This window comes from Anaerovirgula multivorans (assembly GCF_900188145.1).
Classification (GTDB): Bacteria; Bacillota; Clostridia; order Peptostreptococcales; family Natronincolaceae; genus Anaerovirgula; species Anaerovirgula multivorans.
In genome coordinates this window covers 1-18970 of sequence record NZ_FZOJ01000018.1, presented here as the reverse complement: position 1 = coordinate 18970, position 18970 = coordinate 1, and the positions used below count along the sequence as shown (strand labels likewise).

Here is an 18970-nt window from a genome sequence, read left to right as displayed (position 1 = left end):
AAGCACATATTCCATAAATAAAAAACATTATTTTAAGGAGAAATAATATGCGAATAAAAAAGATTATGTGCTTAGTATTGCTTTTTGTTACTGTTTTTTCTTTATCGCGAGGAGGTGTTATTTTTGCCGAGTCCTCCGACAAATCTATTTATACCTTTGAACAAATGACGGATGAGTATATGAAGAAGATTCTTGATGAATATAATGTGGCTGGAGCGGTTGTTTCTGTTGTAAAAGATGGGAAGGTTTTTTTTGAGAAGGGTTATGGATATTCCGATATTGATAAAAAGACACCTGTAGACCACGATGCTACTGCTTTCCAAATTGCTTCCGTTTCAAAGCTGTTTACGGCAACTGCAGCCATGCAGATGGTTGAACAGGGTAAATTATCGCTTGATGAAGATGTGAACAATTATTTGACAGCCTTTAAGCTTAAAAATCCTTTTTCAAAGCCGGTTACCCTCCGGAACCTATTGACCCATACCGCAGGGCTGGACGATAGGGTGCCGCTGTACCTGAAAAGTACAGGAGATATATTTTTTGATTCTTTACAGTCACTGGAAAAGGAACTTGAGAAAAACATGCCGCCAGTTATAAAAGAGCCGGGAACTTTTTGTCAGTATAATGTTTATGGTATGGCACTGGTGGGCTACTTGGTAGAAGAGGTATCGGAAAAGCCGATAAATGAATATATAACTGATAATATCCTGAAGCCGCTTGGAATGAAAAATTCATCATACGGATTAAATGAAGCTATTCTTAAGAATATGACGAAGCCTTACAGATATAAGGATGGCAAGTATTCAGAAAGTGCATATACATTAATCAGTGACCATCCGAGTGGATCAATTTGTGCTACGGCTTCAGATATGGCTGCCTTCATGCGTATGCACCTTAACAACGGAGAATACAATGGGGTAAGAATACTGAATGAAAATACTGCAATCAATATGCATCACCATCAGTATCCAAATGATGACAGATTGACCGGTTATGGACTGGGATTTTATGAGACAATTAGAAATGGTCGGAGAACCATTGAACATGGAGGATATCTTCCTTCATTTTCTTCAAAATTGACTATTTTGCCGGAAGAAAACATTGGCATGTTCATTGCGATAAATACTGATTCCAAAGGAAGCGGCAAAGTGTGCAATGAATTTGTTGATAAATTTTATGATTTCTTTACGACCAAAGCAGAAAATGTGGAAGCTGAAGCTCTACTAAAGGCAAATGTTCCTCTGGATATGGACGTAAATGAAATAAATGGCAGATATGTATTTGACGGGTATGGACACACTGATGTAACAAAACTAAAATCTGTACTGGTTACATGCAATGTTCAATGTGATAAAGCAGGAAACCTTACGTTTACCGGTGAAGGCCTCAAGTGTAATTTTAAATATATAGGTAATGGTTTTTTCTATAGCAAAGAAAACGGATATTATTGCAAGATTTCGGAGAAGGATGGCAGGATGGCTTTTAGCTTTCTGGGTTCCGATTTTGAAAAGGTATCCGGTTCGGATAAGAATTTGTTTACAGCAGCAATAGCTTGCTTGCCTTTTTTGCTGTTATCAATAATATTGATGCCCATATCCATGATTAGAAACAGAAAAAAACAGGATACAAAGTCTCTGATTTTCAAATGTATATTGCTTTCATTGAGTATTTTTATACTTACATATTTTGGACTGAATGGATTTGTGGCATTGAAGTGCATGGCAGCCGACACGCTTATTGTCTTGAAAGTGATTATGCCATTAATAACTGTAGTATGTTATCTCTCATTTGGGCTTAGTGCAGTTTCTGCAATATATGTTGTTAATTCATGGGTTGAAAATGAATATTTATTGCGGACAAGGCTGTATTATTCTATCCTCATAGTAGCTGCTGTAATTAATCTCGCATTTATGTATGTAATGAATGGTTTTAAAATATAATTTTTTGTAATAGAAGGAGGAAAAGCTTTGGACAGGATATTGACGGTTGAAAATGTAATAAAGGAATATGGCGGTAAATATAACCGTACTCCTGCACTGAATGGGGTGAGCTTTTGTGTCGAAAGGGGGGAGTTTACCGGAATTATGGGCCCTTCCGGCAGTGGTAAGACTACCCTCCTGAATGTTATCTCCACCATCGATTCGGTAACTTCCGGCAGTATAATACTTGACGGACAGGAAGTAACTAAGATTAGTGTAAATAAATTAGCGGAGTTCAGAAGAAAAAAGCTGGGTTTCATATTTCAGGACTTCAATCTCCTTGATACACTGAACGTACATGAAAACATTGCGTTAGCGCTTACAATTCAAGGTGAAGTACCGGGACAGATTGATAAAAAAGTTAAAGATATTGCCGGGGCATTGGGCATTCACGATATACTTCATAAATTTCCATATCAGATATCCGGTGGACAAAAACAGAGAGTTTCAGCGGCAAGAGCCATTGTCACCAATCCAAGCTTGATTCTTGCAGATGAGCCTACAGGTGCACTTGATTCCAGGTCGGCACAGATGCTTATGGAAATTATGCAAAAAATTAACCTGGAGCTTGGCGTAACTATTCTGATGGTCACACACGATGCATTTTCAGCTAGCTTTTGCAAAAGAATACTGTTTATAAAAGATGGTCTTGTTTTCACAGAACTTGTGCGGGGCGATGACACACGCAGGCAGTTTTTTCATAAAATTCTCAATGTAATCTCTCTCTTGGGCGGTGATGTGGAAGATGTGCGCTAAACTTGTTATAAGGAATATAAAAAGATGCTTCGGAGACTACGTAGTATATCTCCTGACACTTTTCTTTGCTGTCGCCATCTTCTATATTTTTAACGCTATTCCGTTTAGTGAGGGGGTGCAGTCTTCTTCAAGGGAAATCAGGGAAACAATGCCTATTTTTATCAATGCATTATCTGTTTTTATCAGTGTAATACTTGGCTTTTTAATTGTATATGCAAACAGCTTTATTATTAAAAAACGCAGCAAGGAGCTTGCAATTTATATGCTGCTAGGGATGTCAGCACGTAAAATATCGGTGATGCTGTTCCTAGAAATGTTAATACTTGCTGCTGCTGCACTATTGTCAGGCCTTTTTGCAGGAATATTTCTTTCACAGGGGATGTCATTTATTGTAGCAAGGATCTTTGAGCAGGAGCTGGAAGCATTAAAGTTTTCTGTCTCTATCTCATCATTGATTAAGACGGTATTCTTTTTTCTTTTGATTTTTATTGTAGTTGCCGCATTTTGTTCATATAAGATTGCTTGTCTTAAAATTATCAACCTTTTACAGACAGGCAAAAAGAATGAAAAGATCAGATTTGCAAAGACGGGGATATCTATCACATTATTTGCATTTTCAGCAATGCTTCTTGTGGCGGCATATATTATTGCCCTCGGTAAGGACTTTCGTTTCAATGATGTAAAGAAGGTTATCTCTGCTTTTATTCTTGGAAGTGCAGGTACATATTTGTTTTATTTTTCTGCTTCCGGCTTTTTATTGACAGTACTGACGAGAGATAAAAAGCTGTATTATAAGAAGCTAAATATTTTTTCACTTCGCCAGGTTTCAAACAAAATAATGACCAACACGGTATTGATAGCCACTATTTCCATTATGCTTCTTGTTACGGTATGTGCTTTTGCAGGAGGTTTCGGACTGAATGACTTCGCAAATAACAAACTGAAACGTGCATCGCCGAATGATTTTGAATTTTCAACTCCAATTAATACCGATATAGCTTTAATCGGCGAATATATTAAATCTGAAGGGTATGACAAATCCTTAATTACTGAGGTAGAGGTTTATCCATCCGGTGCAACATTATCCGATACGGTATTGGAACAGGCGCTGGAAGCAGCTTCAAAGGAAAATGCAAATGCTTACAGTAATCTTATAAATATGAAATTGGAGTTAGTCAAGCTGACTGATTATAATCATCTGCGAAGGCAAAAAGGGCTTGATTCAATATCTCTTGATAAAGGTGCAATTGCATTGCATGTGATTGAATCTGAACTAAAGCCGTATGTTAAGGATTTTGTCGATGTAAATAAGGCATTGATTATTGATGGTACTACACGAAAAATAGCAGGTGTGTATGACGAAAACCTGGTGGCAGGGTATCTTGAATTTGCAGTAATAAATGATGAAGAACTTGCTGCAGTCGTTCCAGCAAATAAAGTTGTTACAGTCAATATAAACGGTAAATACGATGAAGCCTTTTCCCAAAAGGTAACAAATGAAATTAATAAATACAAAAATGGTTTACTTATTGTCAGATTCGAGATTCTGCAAAAGCTTTATGGAATGTCGGCACTTGCTATATTTGCAGGGCTGTATATCGGTATTACCTTTTTAATCATGAGTACCACCGTATTAGCACTTCAGCAGCTGACCGATGCTGCACAGCACAGACAAAGATATAAAACGCTTAAAGAAATCGGAGTCGATGATAAAATGATTGACGATTCAATATTTTTACAAATGGCAGTTTATTTTTTTACACCGTTACTTTTGACAATCGGTAATAGCGCAGTTGCTTTGACTGCCATTACAAATTATATTCAACTTGCAGGGAATTTTTCTATATTTAAAATGGTATTGTTCACAGTAATGGTATTTACAGTGTTTTACGGAGTATATTTCACTGCCTGCAAACGTGGATTTAAGAGGATTCTGGAAGGACAAGGGTATTAAATATAAAAACATCCAAGGAGAAACTATGTTTAATTTTAATCGAATATTTTTGAATCAACAGAAGTCAGATAATAAAGATAAAGAAACCGAGAAGAAAAACATCCCTAAGCATGTTGCAATAATATGCGACGGAAATGGAAGATGGGCAAAACAAAGAGGTTTGCCACGCAGTTTTGGCCATAAGGCAGGAGTTAAACCAATGAAGTGTATCACTCAGGAATGTGCAAGGACTGGTGTAAAAATTCTGACATTATTTGCTTTTTCGACAGAAAACTGGAAACGTGACAGGAATGAAGTTGATTTCCTGATGAAGCTGTTTGTAGACTTCTTTCGTGAGTGGAGAGAAGAAATTCGCAGCAAGGGGATTCAGTTTCACCATATAGGGTTAAAAGAAAATCTTCCCGAAGATTTACTATATGAGATTGAATTAACAGAAAAAGTTACTATGAATAATAATCAAATGATCGTTAACGTAGCCTTAAACTATGGTGGTAGGCAAGAAGTAGTAAATGCAGTACAAGCTATCGCAAAGGATGTACAATATGGTAAGTTAATGCAGGACGATATTAACGAGGATACCATTCATAACTACCTTTATACGAAAGGTCAAGATGATCCGGACATTTTAATCAGAACCAGTGGAGAATTTAGAGTAAGCAATTTTTTATTATGGCAGCTGGCAAAGACTCAGATATGGACAACTCAAGTGTTATGGCCTGATTTTAAAAGTGAACATCTTCAGAAAGCTTTTGAATGCTACCAACCATATAGAACTATATGATCATTCATTATAAGAATACCTGAATTCTATCAAAACCCATGGTTAGGTTGTGTTGATAGAGCTAGGTTAGAGCCTATTGTCTATTTTTATCAAAATATGCTACTTAAAAAAAGAGATGTTATTATATGCTAAAAGTAATCTTTCTAAAGATGAAAAGTTTGATGTGGTGATTTCAGATTCAGATTTGAAATTTCAAGATGTTGCTGCTAATCTTGGGTTTATGACTACCAGTAATAAATTTCAAGGGAGGGTTAGTACAGCTCTTTTTTCTGCCGAAAATTTGTTTGAGGGCCTTGATGCTCAATCCATTTACACATATCATTAACGCTTTGCAGCTTGATATTTGGAGAGACAATCTTGTTTAGAGACATTCTGCCTGTCATTGCAATATTTGCAGTGATGTGCTGGCATTATGGAGACTTGAAAAGGAAACGCCCACTAATTATGATTGTAACATTTATTTCTGCCAATACTTTAGGAAGAGGCTTGCCCAAAAGGTAGGTCATTTTTATTCTCTTTAATTTTACTTGACAGCAACAAAAATAATATGTACACTTATTATAAGTATACATATCAAACTAAGAGGGGATTTATATGAAAAAACAAGAAGCACTCGCATATTTGTTAAGTACTAGTTCCAGATTTTTCAAAAGAGCTGTAAATAAACGATTGGAAAAATACGGGATAACAACTTCCCAATGTGCTATACTAAGACTGCTTTATAATTGTGGCGAGTTGTCTCAGGCGGAAATAGCTGACGCATTGGCAGGAGACAGAGCAACTATCGGCAGTGTCATATCAATACTATATAAGAAAGAATATTTGAAAAAAAACTTAGATAAAAATGATAACAGATCATATGTTATAGGCTTGACTTCTAAATCCAAAGGAATAATAAGTGATATCGAAAGCTTGTCCTTGGAAATTACAAATGAAGCATTAAATGGGCTTAGTGAGGACGAAGTAAAAATATTATACAGGGCATTAAATAGAATTATTGATAACTTATCGTAGGGCGAGCATGGGACAGGAGATCTTCAGAATATTTTTATTGTTTTTGGTGCAGCTGAGATTTTAACAAATTTGCTATACATAATCAAAAAACAGCGAATAGCTTTGGCAAAGAAACAGTATAGGAAATTGCCGAAAAATATTTGTGAAAGAAAAATCAAGTTTAAGGCCATCTGCATGCTGATATTTGGAATTTTGTTTTTTCAGTCTCAGTGTTCTCTTTTATTTCAAATTCCATTTACTTTTTTTTGTACTTAGTTTATTTTTCTTATATGCCATTATTGAAGCACTTTATTATAGATGCTGGAAGACGTGGGGATCTGCATTGTCCACAGTGTTTTTATTGATTGTTTTTATTTTGTTCAACTGGAAATTTTCTCAACTTATAAGGAGGATTTTATGATATCAGACAATAATCCCAGCAGTATTTACGGAACGCAATCAAACGGAATAATATATTCGCCCTTCAATTTCAAGCTTGAGCCAATGGAGCGCTTAATCATTTTTGGGATAGAGAATGATCCCGATGAAATCTATACCACTTTTGAGTCGCAAATATTTGATGATAACATTTACGGTAAAGGGATGAGAATCTTAGCAACGCGCAACGACGGTTACGTTGATGTGTATTATCAGCCTGGGCTGATCTTTAATTCCAATGACTTCAATCAGGTTGGAAAAGGTCTGAGGGACTTGATAGAGAGGCCTATGAAAAATGCAAGGTACGAAATTACCTCCGAAGGAGTGGATCTTTTCTACACCTTTGAGGATAAAATTGGGAGACAAATAGAAATAAAAATAAAAGAAAACAACAAAAAAACGCCTAAGCCATTTAATATACTTGCTCCTTTGGGTGCTGGTACATATAAGCCTGATGCCTTGCCACTGTTTATGTTGTATGATATTGATTTCATCAGACGGACTGGAACGGAAATACAGATTACCATAGCAGGAAGAGAACATAAAGTAGATAAGATCCCACTGCTTGTAGATGGGTCTAAGATATATTATATACGATATTCGATAGACCCCTTCCTGGTAAAATGGAATGTTGCGGGCCTAGAGACGTTATATCCCCTAGAACTTAGTGGCAAATTGCAGATACAAGATAAAGATACAACATATGATTTGATAGATAATAAAGGTCATTATGAAATTAAGCAAATGAGTATCGCAAATGAAAAACATAGCCTTACAGTTTACTTTAAACCAGCAGTGCCAGACATTGTATGTATCCACGATGGAGCAAGCGTAAAAGGAAAAATTACCATAGCCAGTGAAAAGACGACAGGCACTGTCAGTGGGGAATATGAGCTTTCCAGGTATGGAAGTAAAATCAAAATGAAGGTCCATCCAAACGGAGGCTGGAAGCCGAATGAGCCAAAGTGGTCAATGAAACTTCTCTATGCAGCAATTCCCATGTTTAAGAATTGGACAAAAACCTACATATGGACTGCAGAGATTGAATTGAATGAGAAAGGTCAGCCTACAATGAATTCTGAATGGAAAAGGAAAGATTATCGATGAATTTTAAAAATTATAGGGACGGTTCTATTGATTAGTCATTTCTTTTGTAGTAGAATAGAGGAAAAACACAAAGGAGTAATCAGAATGCCAAGAACTGCAAGAGTGAAAAGTAAAAGTGGTATATATCATGTAATAATTAGAGGCGCAAATAGACAGGAGATATTTCATGATGATGAGGATTGCTTAAAATTCCTTGAAACTTTAGCAAAATATAAAGTGAAAAGTGAAATTAAGATATATGGTTGGTGTTTGATGAATAATCACATACATTTACTTGTTGAAGAAGGTAAAGAGGAGCTTGCAACAACTATGAAGAGAATAGGTGTAAGCTTTGTAGCATATTATCACTGTAAATATGATACGACAGGGCATTTATTTCAAGACAGGTATAAAAGTGAGAATGTGGAAAGTGAAGAATATCTTATAACAGTAATTAGGTATATACATCAAAATCCTATAAAAGCTGGACTTGTAAGCAAACCTCAAGATTGGAAATGGAGTAGTTGTTCAGGATACTATGGAAAGAAATTATATCCGCAAGAATTGTTAGATAGTGAGCTGATACTGAAATTATTCTCAGAAGATAATGAAATTGCGGAAAAAAGATTCAAGGAATTTAATGAGCAAGAAAATGAAGATAATTGTTTAGATGATGTTATTACTACAAGACTGAGAGACGAAGACGTAAGGTTAGAAATTGAAAAGATAATATCAGGGATTAATGTAGCACAAATAAAGAGGTTACCAAAAGATCAAAGGAATAAGATAATTAAAAAGGCTAAATGCATAGAAGGAGTAACACAGCGCCAATTGGCTAGGGTTTTAGGAGTTTCACAAGCTCTGATATCAACCACTTAACATAATCAAAAGAACCGTCCCTGTGATTATGTGTGTGATTTATGATTTGTTTAACGGAGGTGAAAACATTGAATAATGAAATAATACTTATATCTACAACTTCTATTCTCACGGCAACAATTAAAGAGGTACTTAAAAAGAGAAAACTAGATTTTCCTATATATGAAGCTACTATGGAGGAGGCATATAAAATAGCAGAAGCGGCCATTCAATCAGGTACCAAAGTCGTAATATGCAGAGGTGGAACAGCCGCCTATTTAAGAGATAAAGTTGGAGTTCCTATTGTCGATATAAGGCATGGTTTTATTGATATGCATCTATCTGTTGAAAGTGCTAAAAAGATTTCAGATAAAATTGGAGTTGTCGGTTTTAGAGATATTTGTGAAGCGGCAAACGATTACAATCAAATAATGAAAACTGATATTTGTGTAACTGAGGTTAAGAATGAAAATGAAATAAAAGAAAAATTAAAAGAGCATGTTAATAATGGTACTAAGGTCGTTATAGGAGGATTTCAGCTGGCAAAAGCAGCAAAAAAATATAATGTGCCGTATGTAGCGGGACAGGCTGACCCTTCTGCCATTAATCTAGCTCTGAATGAGGCTCTTCATGATTTGAAGATTGAGATAGAACGAAAGGAAAAATATGAAACCATTAATTCCATATTAAATTGTACTTCAGAGGGAATTGTAGGGATTGAAATAGATGGACAAATTATGCATATCAACGAAATAGCCAAGAAGATTTTAAATTATAAAGAACAACGAAATATAAAAGAGATTCTTCCATCATCTCTACTTATAGATACAGCAAATACAGGAAAAGAGAATTTTAGTGAATTGATTAATATAGGAGGTCAATCTATTGTAATAAACAGTGTACCAATAAAAGTAGAAGATAAAACGATAGGAGCAGTTGCAACGATACAAGAAGAGAATAAGATCCAATCTATTGACAGGGAAATTCGTAAAAAACATCTAGGTAGTGGACATGTTGCAAAAAAAACTTTTGCCGATATCATTGGAAGATCAAGGGTCATAGACGTAGTAAAAAAACGTGCGGTTCGATATGCACAATCGGATAGTACAATATTAATAATTGGTGAGACGGGGACAGGAAAAGAAGTTTTTGCTCAAAGCATCCATAATTATAGCAACCGAAAAAGGCAGCCATTTGTTGCAATAAATTGTGCGGCTCTTCCAGAAAATATTTTAGAAAGTGAACTTTTTGGTTATGTAAAGGGGGCTTTTACAGGAGCAAGAAATGAAGGGAAAGCAGGTATCTTCGAGCTAGCTCATATGGGAACTGTGTTCCTAGATGAAATAAGTGAAGTCTCCACCGATGTACAAGTTAAGCTTCTAAGAGTAATTCAGGAAAAAGAGGTTTCAAGAATAGGAGATGATAAGGTTATTCCTATAGATGTTAGGATATTAGCCGCTAGCAATAAAAACTTAATGGAAGAGATTTATAAAGGCAATTTCAGAGAAGATTTATATTACAGGTTGGCTGTTTTAGAACTTGAGTTACCTCCTTTAAGAGATAGAAAAGGAGATGTAAAGGAACTAATACATTATTTCATTAAAGAAAAAACGAAGACAAATATGATCATAGCGCAAGACGCAATCCAAATGCTCTGCGATTATGATTGGCCTGGAAATATAAGACAACTTGCAAACATTATTGAAAGACTTACGGTTATTTGTGAAGGTGGAATAATTGATGGAGAAAAGACGGCAGAAGTTCTGAAAAATATGACTTTTAATAAGCAAGACTCTAATAAGTCAAAAGAAAAACCAGCTTCCGAAACGGAAGCGAAACTTATAAACATTATCGAAATGCTTATAGGAGAGAAAACGAATACGTCAGGCATTCAAAAAACTTCTAAGGCCATAGAGAAGGTAGAGATATTTAATGAAATGAAAAAAGACATTTTATCAGAGACAAGCTCCTTCGGACCTAATTTATTTGCCCAGATAGAGGCTGAAATAATAAAAGAAGCCCTTGAAAAAACAGGAGGCAATAGAGAAAAAGCAGCTGAGTTATTATGCATCAGCACAACAACCTTGTGGCGCAGAATGAAAAAGTTCAATATATTATAGAATTGTTAGCTGCACCATTTTATCCCTATTCCTATGATAGGGATTTATTAATGTCTAGGAAATTATGGTTTTTAATTTACTAGACATGGGGAGTACAGAGGGATTCCCCTCTGTCGTATTCAGGAGGATGCTCAGACGACTTTGTCGGCGTCGAAGGGAACCTAGGGTTCCCTAGCGAAAACAAATTGACGAAGTCAAATTTGTTCTTTTTTTTATCAAGGATAGCATAGAAAGGATTTCATAACACATCGTTTTGATTAGTGCACCAATGCTAGAGTTTTTCTATTCGAAAAGCATTTTATATGTCAAAAGCCTAGTAAACATTTCAAAATTGAAATAAAAACATTTCACTTTTGAAATGACAAATAAAAAAATTAATAAATTATTCACTATATTTGGATAAAAAGCTTAGAAATACAGGAAAACCTTTTCCGTGTACTTCTGGCACGATTATTGCTATCATATAGAATCACAATAATATTTAGAGAGGTGATATGGATGAAAGTTGCTTTAGTTGGAATATTTCCCTCGGGAGCGAAAGAATTGTTTACAGAATTGCTCCCAGCGGAAAAATTTCAGATTGAGATAGTAGATACTCAGGAAAAGTACGATAATCTAACAGATGCTGAGATTATTATCTTAAGAATTTTTAAAATTAATAGAGAGGTAATTGAACGAAACAAAAACTTAAGGTTCATTCAGAAATGGGGAGCTGGCTTCGATACAATTGACATTGAGGCAGCAGGAGAAAGAAATATTTATGTTGCAAACGCCCCCGGCGCAAATGCCTATGCAGTATCAGAGTTAGCAGTAATGCATATTCTAGCAGTTTATAGAAATCTAATTGTACAACATGATGCAATGAAAAAGGGTGAATGGACAAAAAATACCTATACGGATAGATCCTACGGAATTTTAGGCAAAACTGTGGGCCTTATCGGTTGTGGAAGTATTGGTAAAGGAGTGGCAAAAAAGGTTCAAGCATTTGGAGCCACTGTACAATACTATGATGCTTTTAGAATGAGTGAGCTAGAAGAAAAGAGCTTGGATATGAAATATGTAGAGCTAGAAGAATTATTGAAAACGTCAGACATCATTAGTGTACATGTACCCTTAATAGAATCTACAAGAAATTTAATTAATAAGGAAAAAATTGAGCTAATGAAGCCTACTGCAATAATTATCAATACAGCAAGGGGTGGGATCATTAACGAGGGGGATTTAATAGAGGCACTAAAAAACAATAGAATATTAGGTGCAGGTCTAGACTGTATAGCAAATGAACCTGTGCAGCTAGGAGATCCTATCCTAGAAGCACCTAATGTAACATTGACACCTCATATTGGAGGAACATCTGCAGATCTTCTTATTCATATGGTTCCTCTGATGGCAGAAAATATAATTAATTTTGAAAAGCAACAAGACATTAAATACGTTGTAAATAAAGAATATTTTATAGCAAACATAGGAGGATAAGAAATGGCTATTGGAAACAGAGTATTTTTAAAAAGAGAATTACCGAGCAAAGAGATTGTAGAAGGATTTAAGTCGATTCCGACGGCAAATGTTTGTGATTGTATGAACAGAGTATATGCATTAAATCCAGAGATTAGAATTATGTCCAGTTCTAAAACAGATATTATGGTGGGTGTTGCAGTGACAGTGAAAGCAAGACCAGGGGACAATCTTTTTATACACAAGGCAATGGAACTGGCAGGGGAAGGTGATATAATAATAGTATCCAATGAGGGTGACAGAAGTCGTGCATTAGTTGGAGAAATAATGGTAGCCTATGCACAGTATACGAAAAAGATATCGGGTCTTGTTTTTGATGGACCAATCAGAGATATCGATGCCATATCAAAAATGGAAATACCTGTATATGCAACAGGGCATACGCCAGGAGGACCATTCAAGGAAGGTCCTGGAGAAATAAATGTTCCGATTGCTATTGGAGGAGTACCTGTAAATCCTGGTGATATTATATTAGGTGACAAAGATGGCCTCATTGTTATTCCTAAAAATGACGCGCAAAAGCTTTTAGAGGAAGCTATAAAATTGTCAGCAAGTGATAGTGCCAAGGTTGAAGCGGCTAAAAATGGGACAGCAAATAAGCAATGGGTTGAAGATACTCTCATAAAGAAAAATTGTGAAATTGTAGAAGATTATTATAGGGTTTAAGAATAATTATTTTAAGAAAGGATGATATAAGTGAAAAGATATTCGAAAGTATTTATTGTTTTACTGGTAGTGATTTTCACATTAAGTTCATTAGTAGGATGTGGAAGCAAAGATATAGAACCTACTAATACTAATCCGTCTGAAGAAGCTGCTCAAGAGGAAATTAAATGGCCGGAAAAGACAATTCAGATGACTGTTCCTTACAATGCAGGTGGTGATACAGACATTTATGCAAGAATTGCAGCAAAATATCTTGAGAAAGAATTGGGTCAAACAATCGTTATTATCAATATGGCAGGCGCAAGTGGTATGACTGCTGCAACGAAAATTATGAGTGATAGGCCCGACGGTTATAATGTGCTTTTCAAACATACAGCAGGTCTAATTACGGAAGCAACAGGCTTGGCAGATTTTTCATATACAGAAGACTTTGACATTGGAGGTACAATTGTTGAAGATAGCACATATACAGTAGTTGTTCGCAAAGACTCTGGCTTTGAAACATTACAAGATATGGTCGACTATGCAAAGGCAAACCCAGGAAAATTAACATACTCTACTGTACATGGTTCCGTAACACATTATGTATCTGTACAGCTTGAAAAAGCTGCAGGCATAGATATCAAAGAACTTGATGTTGGTTCTTCAAACTCTGATAGAATAGCGGCATTTCTTGGAAAACAGGTAGACGTTTTGACGGTTAACTATGCAACAATTAAGGATTATATTGAGTCAGGTGACTTTATTGTTATGGGTATTTTATCAGAGGAAAGAGTTCCTACTCTTCCAAATGTCCCAACATTTGTTGAGCAGGGGTATGATGTAACCGCAATTAAAACATACTCCTACTCTTTCTCTAAAGGCACAGATCCAGCTATTATAGAAAAATTTGATGAAGCTTTAGGAAAAATTTCTCAAAATGAAGAATTTCAGAAAGAAATAGAATCCTTCTTTGGAGTAGTAAAATATATGAATCCTACAGAAACATATAATTCAGAAAAAGAAATGATTCAATATATCAAAACGGTAATGGAAGGTGCACTTTAAAAAGTTATCTGTTGGGAGGAAAAAAAATGAGTGAAAAGCAAAAAGACATATTATCCTCTATGATTTTTCTCATCATTGGTGTTGCTGTGTTCGCATATAGCGCTACAATTCAAACTGTAATCAAAGCAGACGTAGGTCCTGCCTTTGCACCGAAAATTGTAACTATGGGAATAATCATTTTGGCTGTAGTAAAACTAGGGCTTTCAATCAAAAAGAATACTCCTGAATACACAAAAAAATCTACCAAGAATGAAAATACCCTAAACGGGCTACTTACAATAGTAGCCCTGGGGTTATACGTAGCTCTATTTAATGTATTGGGATTTATTATTTCTTCTGCCTTATATTTATTTTTTCAAATGTACTTATTAATGAGTGCTGAAAAAAGAAATTATATTATTATGGGTATCATATCGATCACAGTGCCCGTCTGCATTTATTTCCTTTTCGTAAAGGCATTTAGCTTAATGCTTCCTGCTGGCTTGTTAGGATAAATATATCAAGAAAGGAAGGTGTTCAAATGATTTTAGAAGGTATTTTGGCAGTACTGCTGTCGCCAGTGTGTTTATTACTGATAACTCTTGGTGTAATTGTTGGAATCATTTTCGGTTCCATACCCGGCCTATCGGCTACAATGGCAGTTGTGTTGTTTTTACCAATGTCCTTTGGAATGGAGCCTATTAATGGTATATCGCTTTTAATGGGATTATATATCGGTGGGATTTCAGGTGGGCTCATCTCAGCGATCCTTCTTAAAATTCCCGGGACACCCTCATCCATAGCAACGATTTTTGACGGTGGGCCTATGGCAGAGAAAGGTGAAGCGGGAAAAGCTTTAGGTATAGGTATTTTGTACTCCTTTATTGGAGGAATCATTAGTGTAATTGCCCTTATTTTTATATCACCATCCTTGGCAGACTTTGCCCTCAAATTTACTCCTGTTGAATATTTCTCGATCGCCATTTTTTCTCTTACAATTATTGCAAGTCTTTCTGGTGATTCTATGATTAACGGTTTACTTAGCGGATTATTGGGAATTCTTATAGCCATGATTGGTATTGCGCCTCTTGATGGATATATGAGGTTCACATTCGGTATCCATCACTTAACCTCGGGATTTGACATTCTCACGGTTTTAATCGGGCTCTTTGCTGTAAGTGATATCATAAGATTTTCTTATCAAAAGACTACAGGGCAGACAGGCAAAGTCAAAGAGTATAAAATTAAAGGCTTTGGTGTATCTCTAAAGGAATTCAAAGAACAATTTTGGAATATGATAAGATCATCACTAATAGGGTTGGGGGTTGGGATTCTCCCAGGTGTAGGAGGCTCAACATCGAGTATCCTAGCCTACAGTGCAACAAAAAATGCTTCTAAATATCCTGAAAAATTTGGAACAGGTATTATTGATGGCGTGGTAGCTTCAGAGTCTTCAAACAATGCTACAACAGGTGGAGCCTTAATACCACTACTTACATTGGGCATTCCTGGAAATACGGTAACGGCGATGTTATTAGGAGGGCTTTTGATTCACGGAATATCACCTGGTCCGTTGATTTTCAAAAACAATGGTGTAGTTATGTATGCAATATTTACAGCATTAATTGTTGCGAATATCGCAATGCTTATTTTTGAATACGCAGGACTTAAATATTTCGTCAAACTTATGGATATACCAAAAAGTATTTTATTCCCTATCATCATGGTCCTTTGTGCAGTAGGAGCATTTGGGGGCAACAGTAGAGTCTTTGACGTATGGAGTATATTCATCTTTGGTGTCGTAGGTTATTTATTCATCAAAGCAAATATTTCTTCGACACCCTTTATTATTGGATTTATTTTAGGACCCATTGCTGAAGTAAACCTAAGAAGGGCACTCATGGCAAGTGATGGAAGTCTAATTCCATTTTTAACAAGACCAATTTCTGCACTCTTTTTAGTAGCTGCTGTAGTTTCGGTTGCATTAGTAGTTAAAAAGAACCTTAAGAAAAAAGATGGTGCTGCACCAGATGCTATATAATAAATATTAATTCTCCCAATTATGAAGAGAAGCAGCTAAAAGCCTGCTTTCTTTTCAATTTCTCCAGTCTAAAATATTGTGCGAGGAGTGTTTCCTGTAATGGATATCATAATCAAGAATGGTCGACTAATTGACCCCTATAATAAAATTGATAAAATTGCTGATATCGCAGTAAAAGAAGGAAAAATAGTGGGGATTGGGAACTTTGACAATATAGAAGGTGAAAAGATCCTCGATGCTGAAGGATATATAATAACCCCAGGGTTAATTGATTATCATGTGCACATATATCCCTTAACAGAAATCGGTATTCCTGCTGAGGTTACCTGTTTTTCTTCAGGAATTACTACGGTAGTGGATGCAGGAAGCTGCGGATGTGCCAATTATGAATATTATAGAGGGTTTATTAACAGTAGCAAGCTGAGAATCAAATGCTATCTAAACGTTTGTTCTGCAGGGTTAGTGACCAGTAGTTACCATGAAAATGTAAATCCTGAATATTTTAATAGAAAAAAAATCAAAAGGCTTTTTGAGAAATACAAGGGAGAACTAATCAGTTTAAAGGTGCGTCTCAGCAAAGACGTAGTTGGAGATTTGGGAATAGAGCCCTTGAAGGAAACGATCAAGTTAGCAGAGGAAATAGGTGTTAATGTGGTTGTTCATAGCACCGATTCTCCTGTTACAATGACAGAATTGGTGAACTGTTTAAGAAAAGGTGATGTAGTTACACATGCGTACCATAATATTGGACATTCGATTATTGATGAAAATGGAAAAGTATATGACGAAATAAAAGCAGCGAGACAACGAGGCGTTATTTTCGATGTAGCGAATGCAAGATTCCACTTCGCATTTAAAGTGGCCAATGCGGCAATTAAAGATGGTTTCTTGCCTGATGTAATCAGTACAGACCTTACGGTAAAAAGCCTTTACAAAAAACCACAGATATTTAATATGATGTTCTTGCTTTCAAAATACTTGAATATGGGACTGAGCATGAATGAGATAATAGAAAGATGTACAAGCGCGCCAGCACGTATTATAGGTATGGAAGGTGAGATAGGCTGCCTTAGTCTGGGAAGTTGTGCTGATATAGCTATTCTAAAGATCATTAAAAAAGAGGAATTATACGAGGATTGGGAAGGCAGCAAAATCATAGGTAAGAAGCTGTTAAGAACGATGCTAACGATGCGAGACGGTGAGATTGTTTATAGGGATATAGAATTTTAAGTAATTTTAATTATAGTAATTATAGGGACGGTTCTATTGATTAGTCATTTCTTTTGGATTAGAAATGGAGTAGTTGTTCAGGATACTATGGAAAGAAATTATATCCGCAAGAACTGTTAGATAGTGAGCTGATACTGAAATTATTCTCAGAAGATAATGAAATTGCGGAAAAAAGATTCAAGGAATTTAATGAGCAAGAAAATGAAGATAATTGTTTAGATGATGTTATTACTACAAGACTGAGAGACGAAGACGTAAGGTTAGAAATTGAAAAGATAATATCAGGGATTAATGTAGCGCAAATAAAGAGTTTACCAAAAGATCAAAGGAATAAGATAATTAAAAAGGCTAAATACATAGAAGGAGTAACACAGCGCCAATTGGCTAGGATTTTAGGAGTTTCACAAGCTCTTATATCAATCACTTAGCATAATCAAAAGAACCGTCCCTGTGATTCACCTCGTGATTTCGTGATTTAAAAAGGACAGGTAACGGGTTTAATTGCAAACCACTGGGATTTAGTCTATCGTAAACCCGAGGTATCATCAAACCCACCACCTGTCTCTTTGTTTTTTCTATACTATTATACTATTAGTAATATCAATTCAATCATACCATTACTTAAATTCCACAGTATTTAATACTCCATTTAATTCCTCTAACTCTTCATCATTTGAATAGGAAACAATAAAGTTAAATGCATATTTATTTATAATGGTAGAATAATATTTTTGTGTTATTTCCATTACTCCAAAGTCTAGTTTTGCCACCAAAACATGAAACTCTTTTCCACCAATTTTTTCTGTATATACATCTTCAAAAGAATACGGCATTCCTGACATTTGTAAGACTTCCTTAGAATACTCTAAGTAGTCGTCTCCATTTTTAATAGCTAGTCCTTCAACGAGATTTAGGTTCTCTGCAATACACATGATGTTAGGGTTATAACCATCTGTATGTGTTAGTGGATATTTAAATGCCATTACCATATTTAAGGTTTTTTCTTTAGAAAGGTCAATTTCTTTGTTTAATTCCTCATCATCACCAGCAATAAGCTCTTGACCCATGTTAGTTATCATTTCCATCTCTTCTTCATCTGCAATTACCCATTCTTCTGGTATGGTAAATGTTGATCCAAAATAATCATTAGTATATGTAGAACCCTCCACACTTCCTAAACTTATAACTTTTTCAATGTTATTCTTTCCACACCCTGTAATTAATATTGCAAATAAAGTGACTAATAATACTGCTAAGATACTTCTCTTAAATCTTGTCATAAATAAACCCCTTCCTCAATTAAACTAATTTGTTATTTTTTACCCTAATAAATAATACATAAAATTATAAAAAAAAGCAATATACATTGTCAATATTTCTACAAGTTGAAGGAAATAAAGCTTAAAACAGGACTTTATTACTACATAGAATACGGGAGTTTGACAGTTGTAAATTTCAAAACCCATTCAAAAGCTTGAAAAGGCTTATTTTTTTTATGTTTTTTCATTTTTATATAGCGCACTTTGT

At 35.4% G+C, this 18970-nt stretch carries 16 protein-coding genes; 15 read left to right on the top strand and 1 reads right to left on the bottom strand.

All coding sequences use genetic code 11. From position 1 onward, the window contains the following. The first annotated feature begins 47 nt into the window (after nt 1-47). The 15 genes from CHB72_RS16175 to CHB72_RS16105 all read left to right on the top strand — a co-directional run bounded on the left by CHB72_RS16175 (nt 48) and on the right by CHB72_RS16105 (nt 17443). A complete protein-coding gene (locus CHB72_RS16175) occupies nt 48-1940 on the top strand; it encodes a serine hydrolase domain-containing protein (RefSeq protein WP_089283923.1) in 1893 nt (630 codons plus the stop codon). A gap of 27 nt (nt 1941-1967) precedes the next feature. After that, nucleotides 1968-2735 carry an ABC transporter ATP-binding protein gene (locus CHB72_RS16170; protein WP_089283922.1) on the top strand — a complete coding sequence of 256 codons (768 nt, stop codon included), beginning with the start codon at nt 1968-1970 and terminating at the stop codon, nt 2733-2735. Continuing rightward, nucleotides 2725-4689: an FtsX-like permease family protein gene (locus CHB72_RS16165; protein WP_207652585.1), complete on the top strand. Its 1965-nt coding sequence runs from the start codon at nt 2725-2727 to the stop codon at nt 4687-4689. The genes CHB72_RS16170 and CHB72_RS16165 overlap by 11 nt, the downstream gene beginning before the upstream one ends. Before the next feature lie 25 nt (nt 4690-4714). After that, complete coding sequence (locus tag CHB72_RS16160) at nt 4715-5470, top strand: isoprenyl transferase (RefSeq protein ID WP_089283920.1); 756 nt, start codon at nt 4715-4717, stop codon at nt 5468-5470. Nucleotides 5471-5546: 76 nt separating this feature from the next. Next, nucleotides 5547-5795: a hypothetical protein gene (locus CHB72_RS16155; RefSeq protein WP_089283919.1), complete on the top strand. Its 249-nt coding sequence runs from the start codon at nt 5547-5549 to the stop codon at nt 5793-5795. Between the two features lie 269 nt (nt 5796-6064). Beyond that, nucleotides 6065-6484, top strand: a complete 420-nt coding sequence (locus CHB72_RS16150) for a MarR family winged helix-turn-helix transcriptional regulator (protein ID WP_089283918.1) — start codon at nt 6065-6067, stop codon at nt 6482-6484. Nucleotides 6485-6880: 396 nt separating this feature from the next. Further along, nucleotides 6881-8008: a hypothetical protein gene (locus tag CHB72_RS16145; protein ID WP_089283917.1), complete on the top strand. Its 1128-nt coding sequence runs from the start codon at nt 6881-6883 to the stop codon at nt 8006-8008. An 84-nt stretch (nt 8009-8092) separates the two neighbouring features. Then, nucleotides 8093-8866: an REP-associated tyrosine transposase gene (locus CHB72_RS16140; RefSeq protein ID WP_089283916.1), complete on the top strand. Its 774-nt coding sequence runs from the start codon at nt 8093-8095 to the stop codon at nt 8864-8866. A gap of 68 nt (nt 8867-8934) precedes the next feature. Next, nucleotides 8935-10965 carry a sigma 54-interacting transcriptional regulator gene (locus tag CHB72_RS16135; protein ID WP_176431418.1) on the top strand — a complete coding sequence of 677 codons (2031 nt, stop codon included), beginning with the start codon at nt 8935-8937 and terminating at the stop codon, nt 10963-10965. 498 nt (nt 10966-11463) lie between these two features. Further along, nucleotides 11464-12441, top strand: a complete 978-nt coding sequence (locus tag CHB72_RS16130) for a 2-hydroxyacid dehydrogenase (protein ID WP_089283914.1) — start codon at nt 11464-11466, stop codon at nt 12439-12441. A gap of 3 nt (nt 12442-12444) precedes the next feature. Beyond that, nucleotides 12445-13146 carry an RraA family protein gene (locus CHB72_RS16125; protein ID WP_089283913.1) on the top strand — a complete coding sequence of 234 codons (702 nt, stop codon included), beginning with the start codon at nt 12445-12447 and terminating at the stop codon, nt 13144-13146. A 30-nt stretch (nt 13147-13176) separates the two neighbouring features. Beyond that, a complete protein-coding gene (locus tag CHB72_RS16120) occupies nt 13177-14193 on the top strand; it encodes a tripartite tricarboxylate transporter substrate binding protein (protein WP_089283912.1) in 1017 nt (338 codons plus the stop codon). A 26-nt stretch (nt 14194-14219) separates the two neighbouring features. Next, the gene (locus tag CHB72_RS16115) at nt 14220-14687 is read left to right on the top strand and encodes a tripartite tricarboxylate transporter TctB family protein (protein ID WP_089283911.1); all 468 of its coding nucleotides are present in this window, start codon (nt 14220-14222) and stop codon (nt 14685-14687) included. Nucleotides 14688-14713: 26 nt separating this feature from the next. After that, nucleotides 14714-16213 carry a tripartite tricarboxylate transporter permease gene (locus tag CHB72_RS16110; RefSeq protein WP_089283910.1) on the top strand — a complete coding sequence of 500 codons (1500 nt, stop codon included), beginning with the start codon at nt 14714-14716 and terminating at the stop codon, nt 16211-16213. Between the two features lie 99 nt (nt 16214-16312). Then, entirely contained in the window at nt 16313-17443 is a 1131-nt protein-coding gene (locus CHB72_RS16105; protein WP_089283909.1) for a metallo-dependent hydrolase, read from the top strand. 617 nt (nt 17444-18060) lie between these two features. On the opposite strand, the gene CHB72_RS16095 is transcribed toward CHB72_RS16105, so the two are convergent. Continuing rightward, a complete protein-coding gene (locus CHB72_RS16095; protein ID WP_089283908.1) occupies nt 18061-18723 on the bottom strand; it encodes a hypothetical protein in 663 nt (220 codons plus the stop codon). Nucleotides 18724-18970 lie beyond the last annotated feature (247 nt).

What these genes read in the sequence shown, in the direction of transcription:
- CHB72_RS16175 (WP_089283923.1), top strand. Translation starts at nt 48, where the DNA reads ATGCGAATAAAAAAGATTATGTGCTTAGTATTGCTTTTTGTTACTGTT.
- CHB72_RS16165 (WP_207652585.1), top strand. Translation starts at nt 2,725, where the DNA reads ATGTGCGCTAAACTTGTTATAAGGAATATAAAAAGATGCTTCGGAGAC.
- CHB72_RS16160 (WP_089283920.1), top strand. Translation starts at nt 4,715, where the DNA reads ATGTTTAATTTTAATCGAATATTTTTGAATCAACAGAAGTCAGATAAT.
- CHB72_RS16150 (WP_089283918.1), top strand. Translation starts at nt 6,065, where the DNA reads ATGAAAAAACAAGAAGCACTCGCATATTTGTTAAGTACTAGTTCCAGA.
- CHB72_RS16145 (WP_089283917.1), top strand. Translation starts at nt 6,881, where the DNA reads ATGATATCAGACAATAATCCCAGCAGTATTTACGGAACGCAATCAAAC.
- CHB72_RS16140 (WP_089283916.1), top strand. Translation starts at nt 8,093, where the DNA reads ATGCCAAGAACTGCAAGAGTGAAAAGTAAAAGTGGTATATATCATGTA.
- CHB72_RS16130 (WP_089283914.1), top strand. Translation starts at nt 11,464, where the DNA reads ATGAAAGTTGCTTTAGTTGGAATATTTCCCTCGGGAGCGAAAGAATTG.
- CHB72_RS16125 (WP_089283913.1), top strand. Translation starts at nt 12,445, where the DNA reads ATGGCTATTGGAAACAGAGTATTTTTAAAAAGAGAATTACCGAGCAAA.
- CHB72_RS16115 (WP_089283911.1), top strand. Translation starts at nt 14,220, where the DNA reads ATGAGTGAAAAGCAAAAAGACATATTATCCTCTATGATTTTTCTCATC.
- CHB72_RS16110 (WP_089283910.1), top strand. Translation starts at nt 14,714, where the DNA reads ATGATTTTAGAAGGTATTTTGGCAGTACTGCTGTCGCCAGTGTGTTTA.
- CHB72_RS16105 (WP_089283909.1), top strand. Translation starts at nt 16,313, where the DNA reads ATGGATATCATAATCAAGAATGGTCGACTAATTGACCCCTATAATAAA.
- CHB72_RS16095 (WP_089283908.1), bottom strand. Translation starts at nt 18,723, where the DNA reads ATGACAAGATTTAAGAGAAGTATCTTAGCAGTATTATTAGTCACTTTA.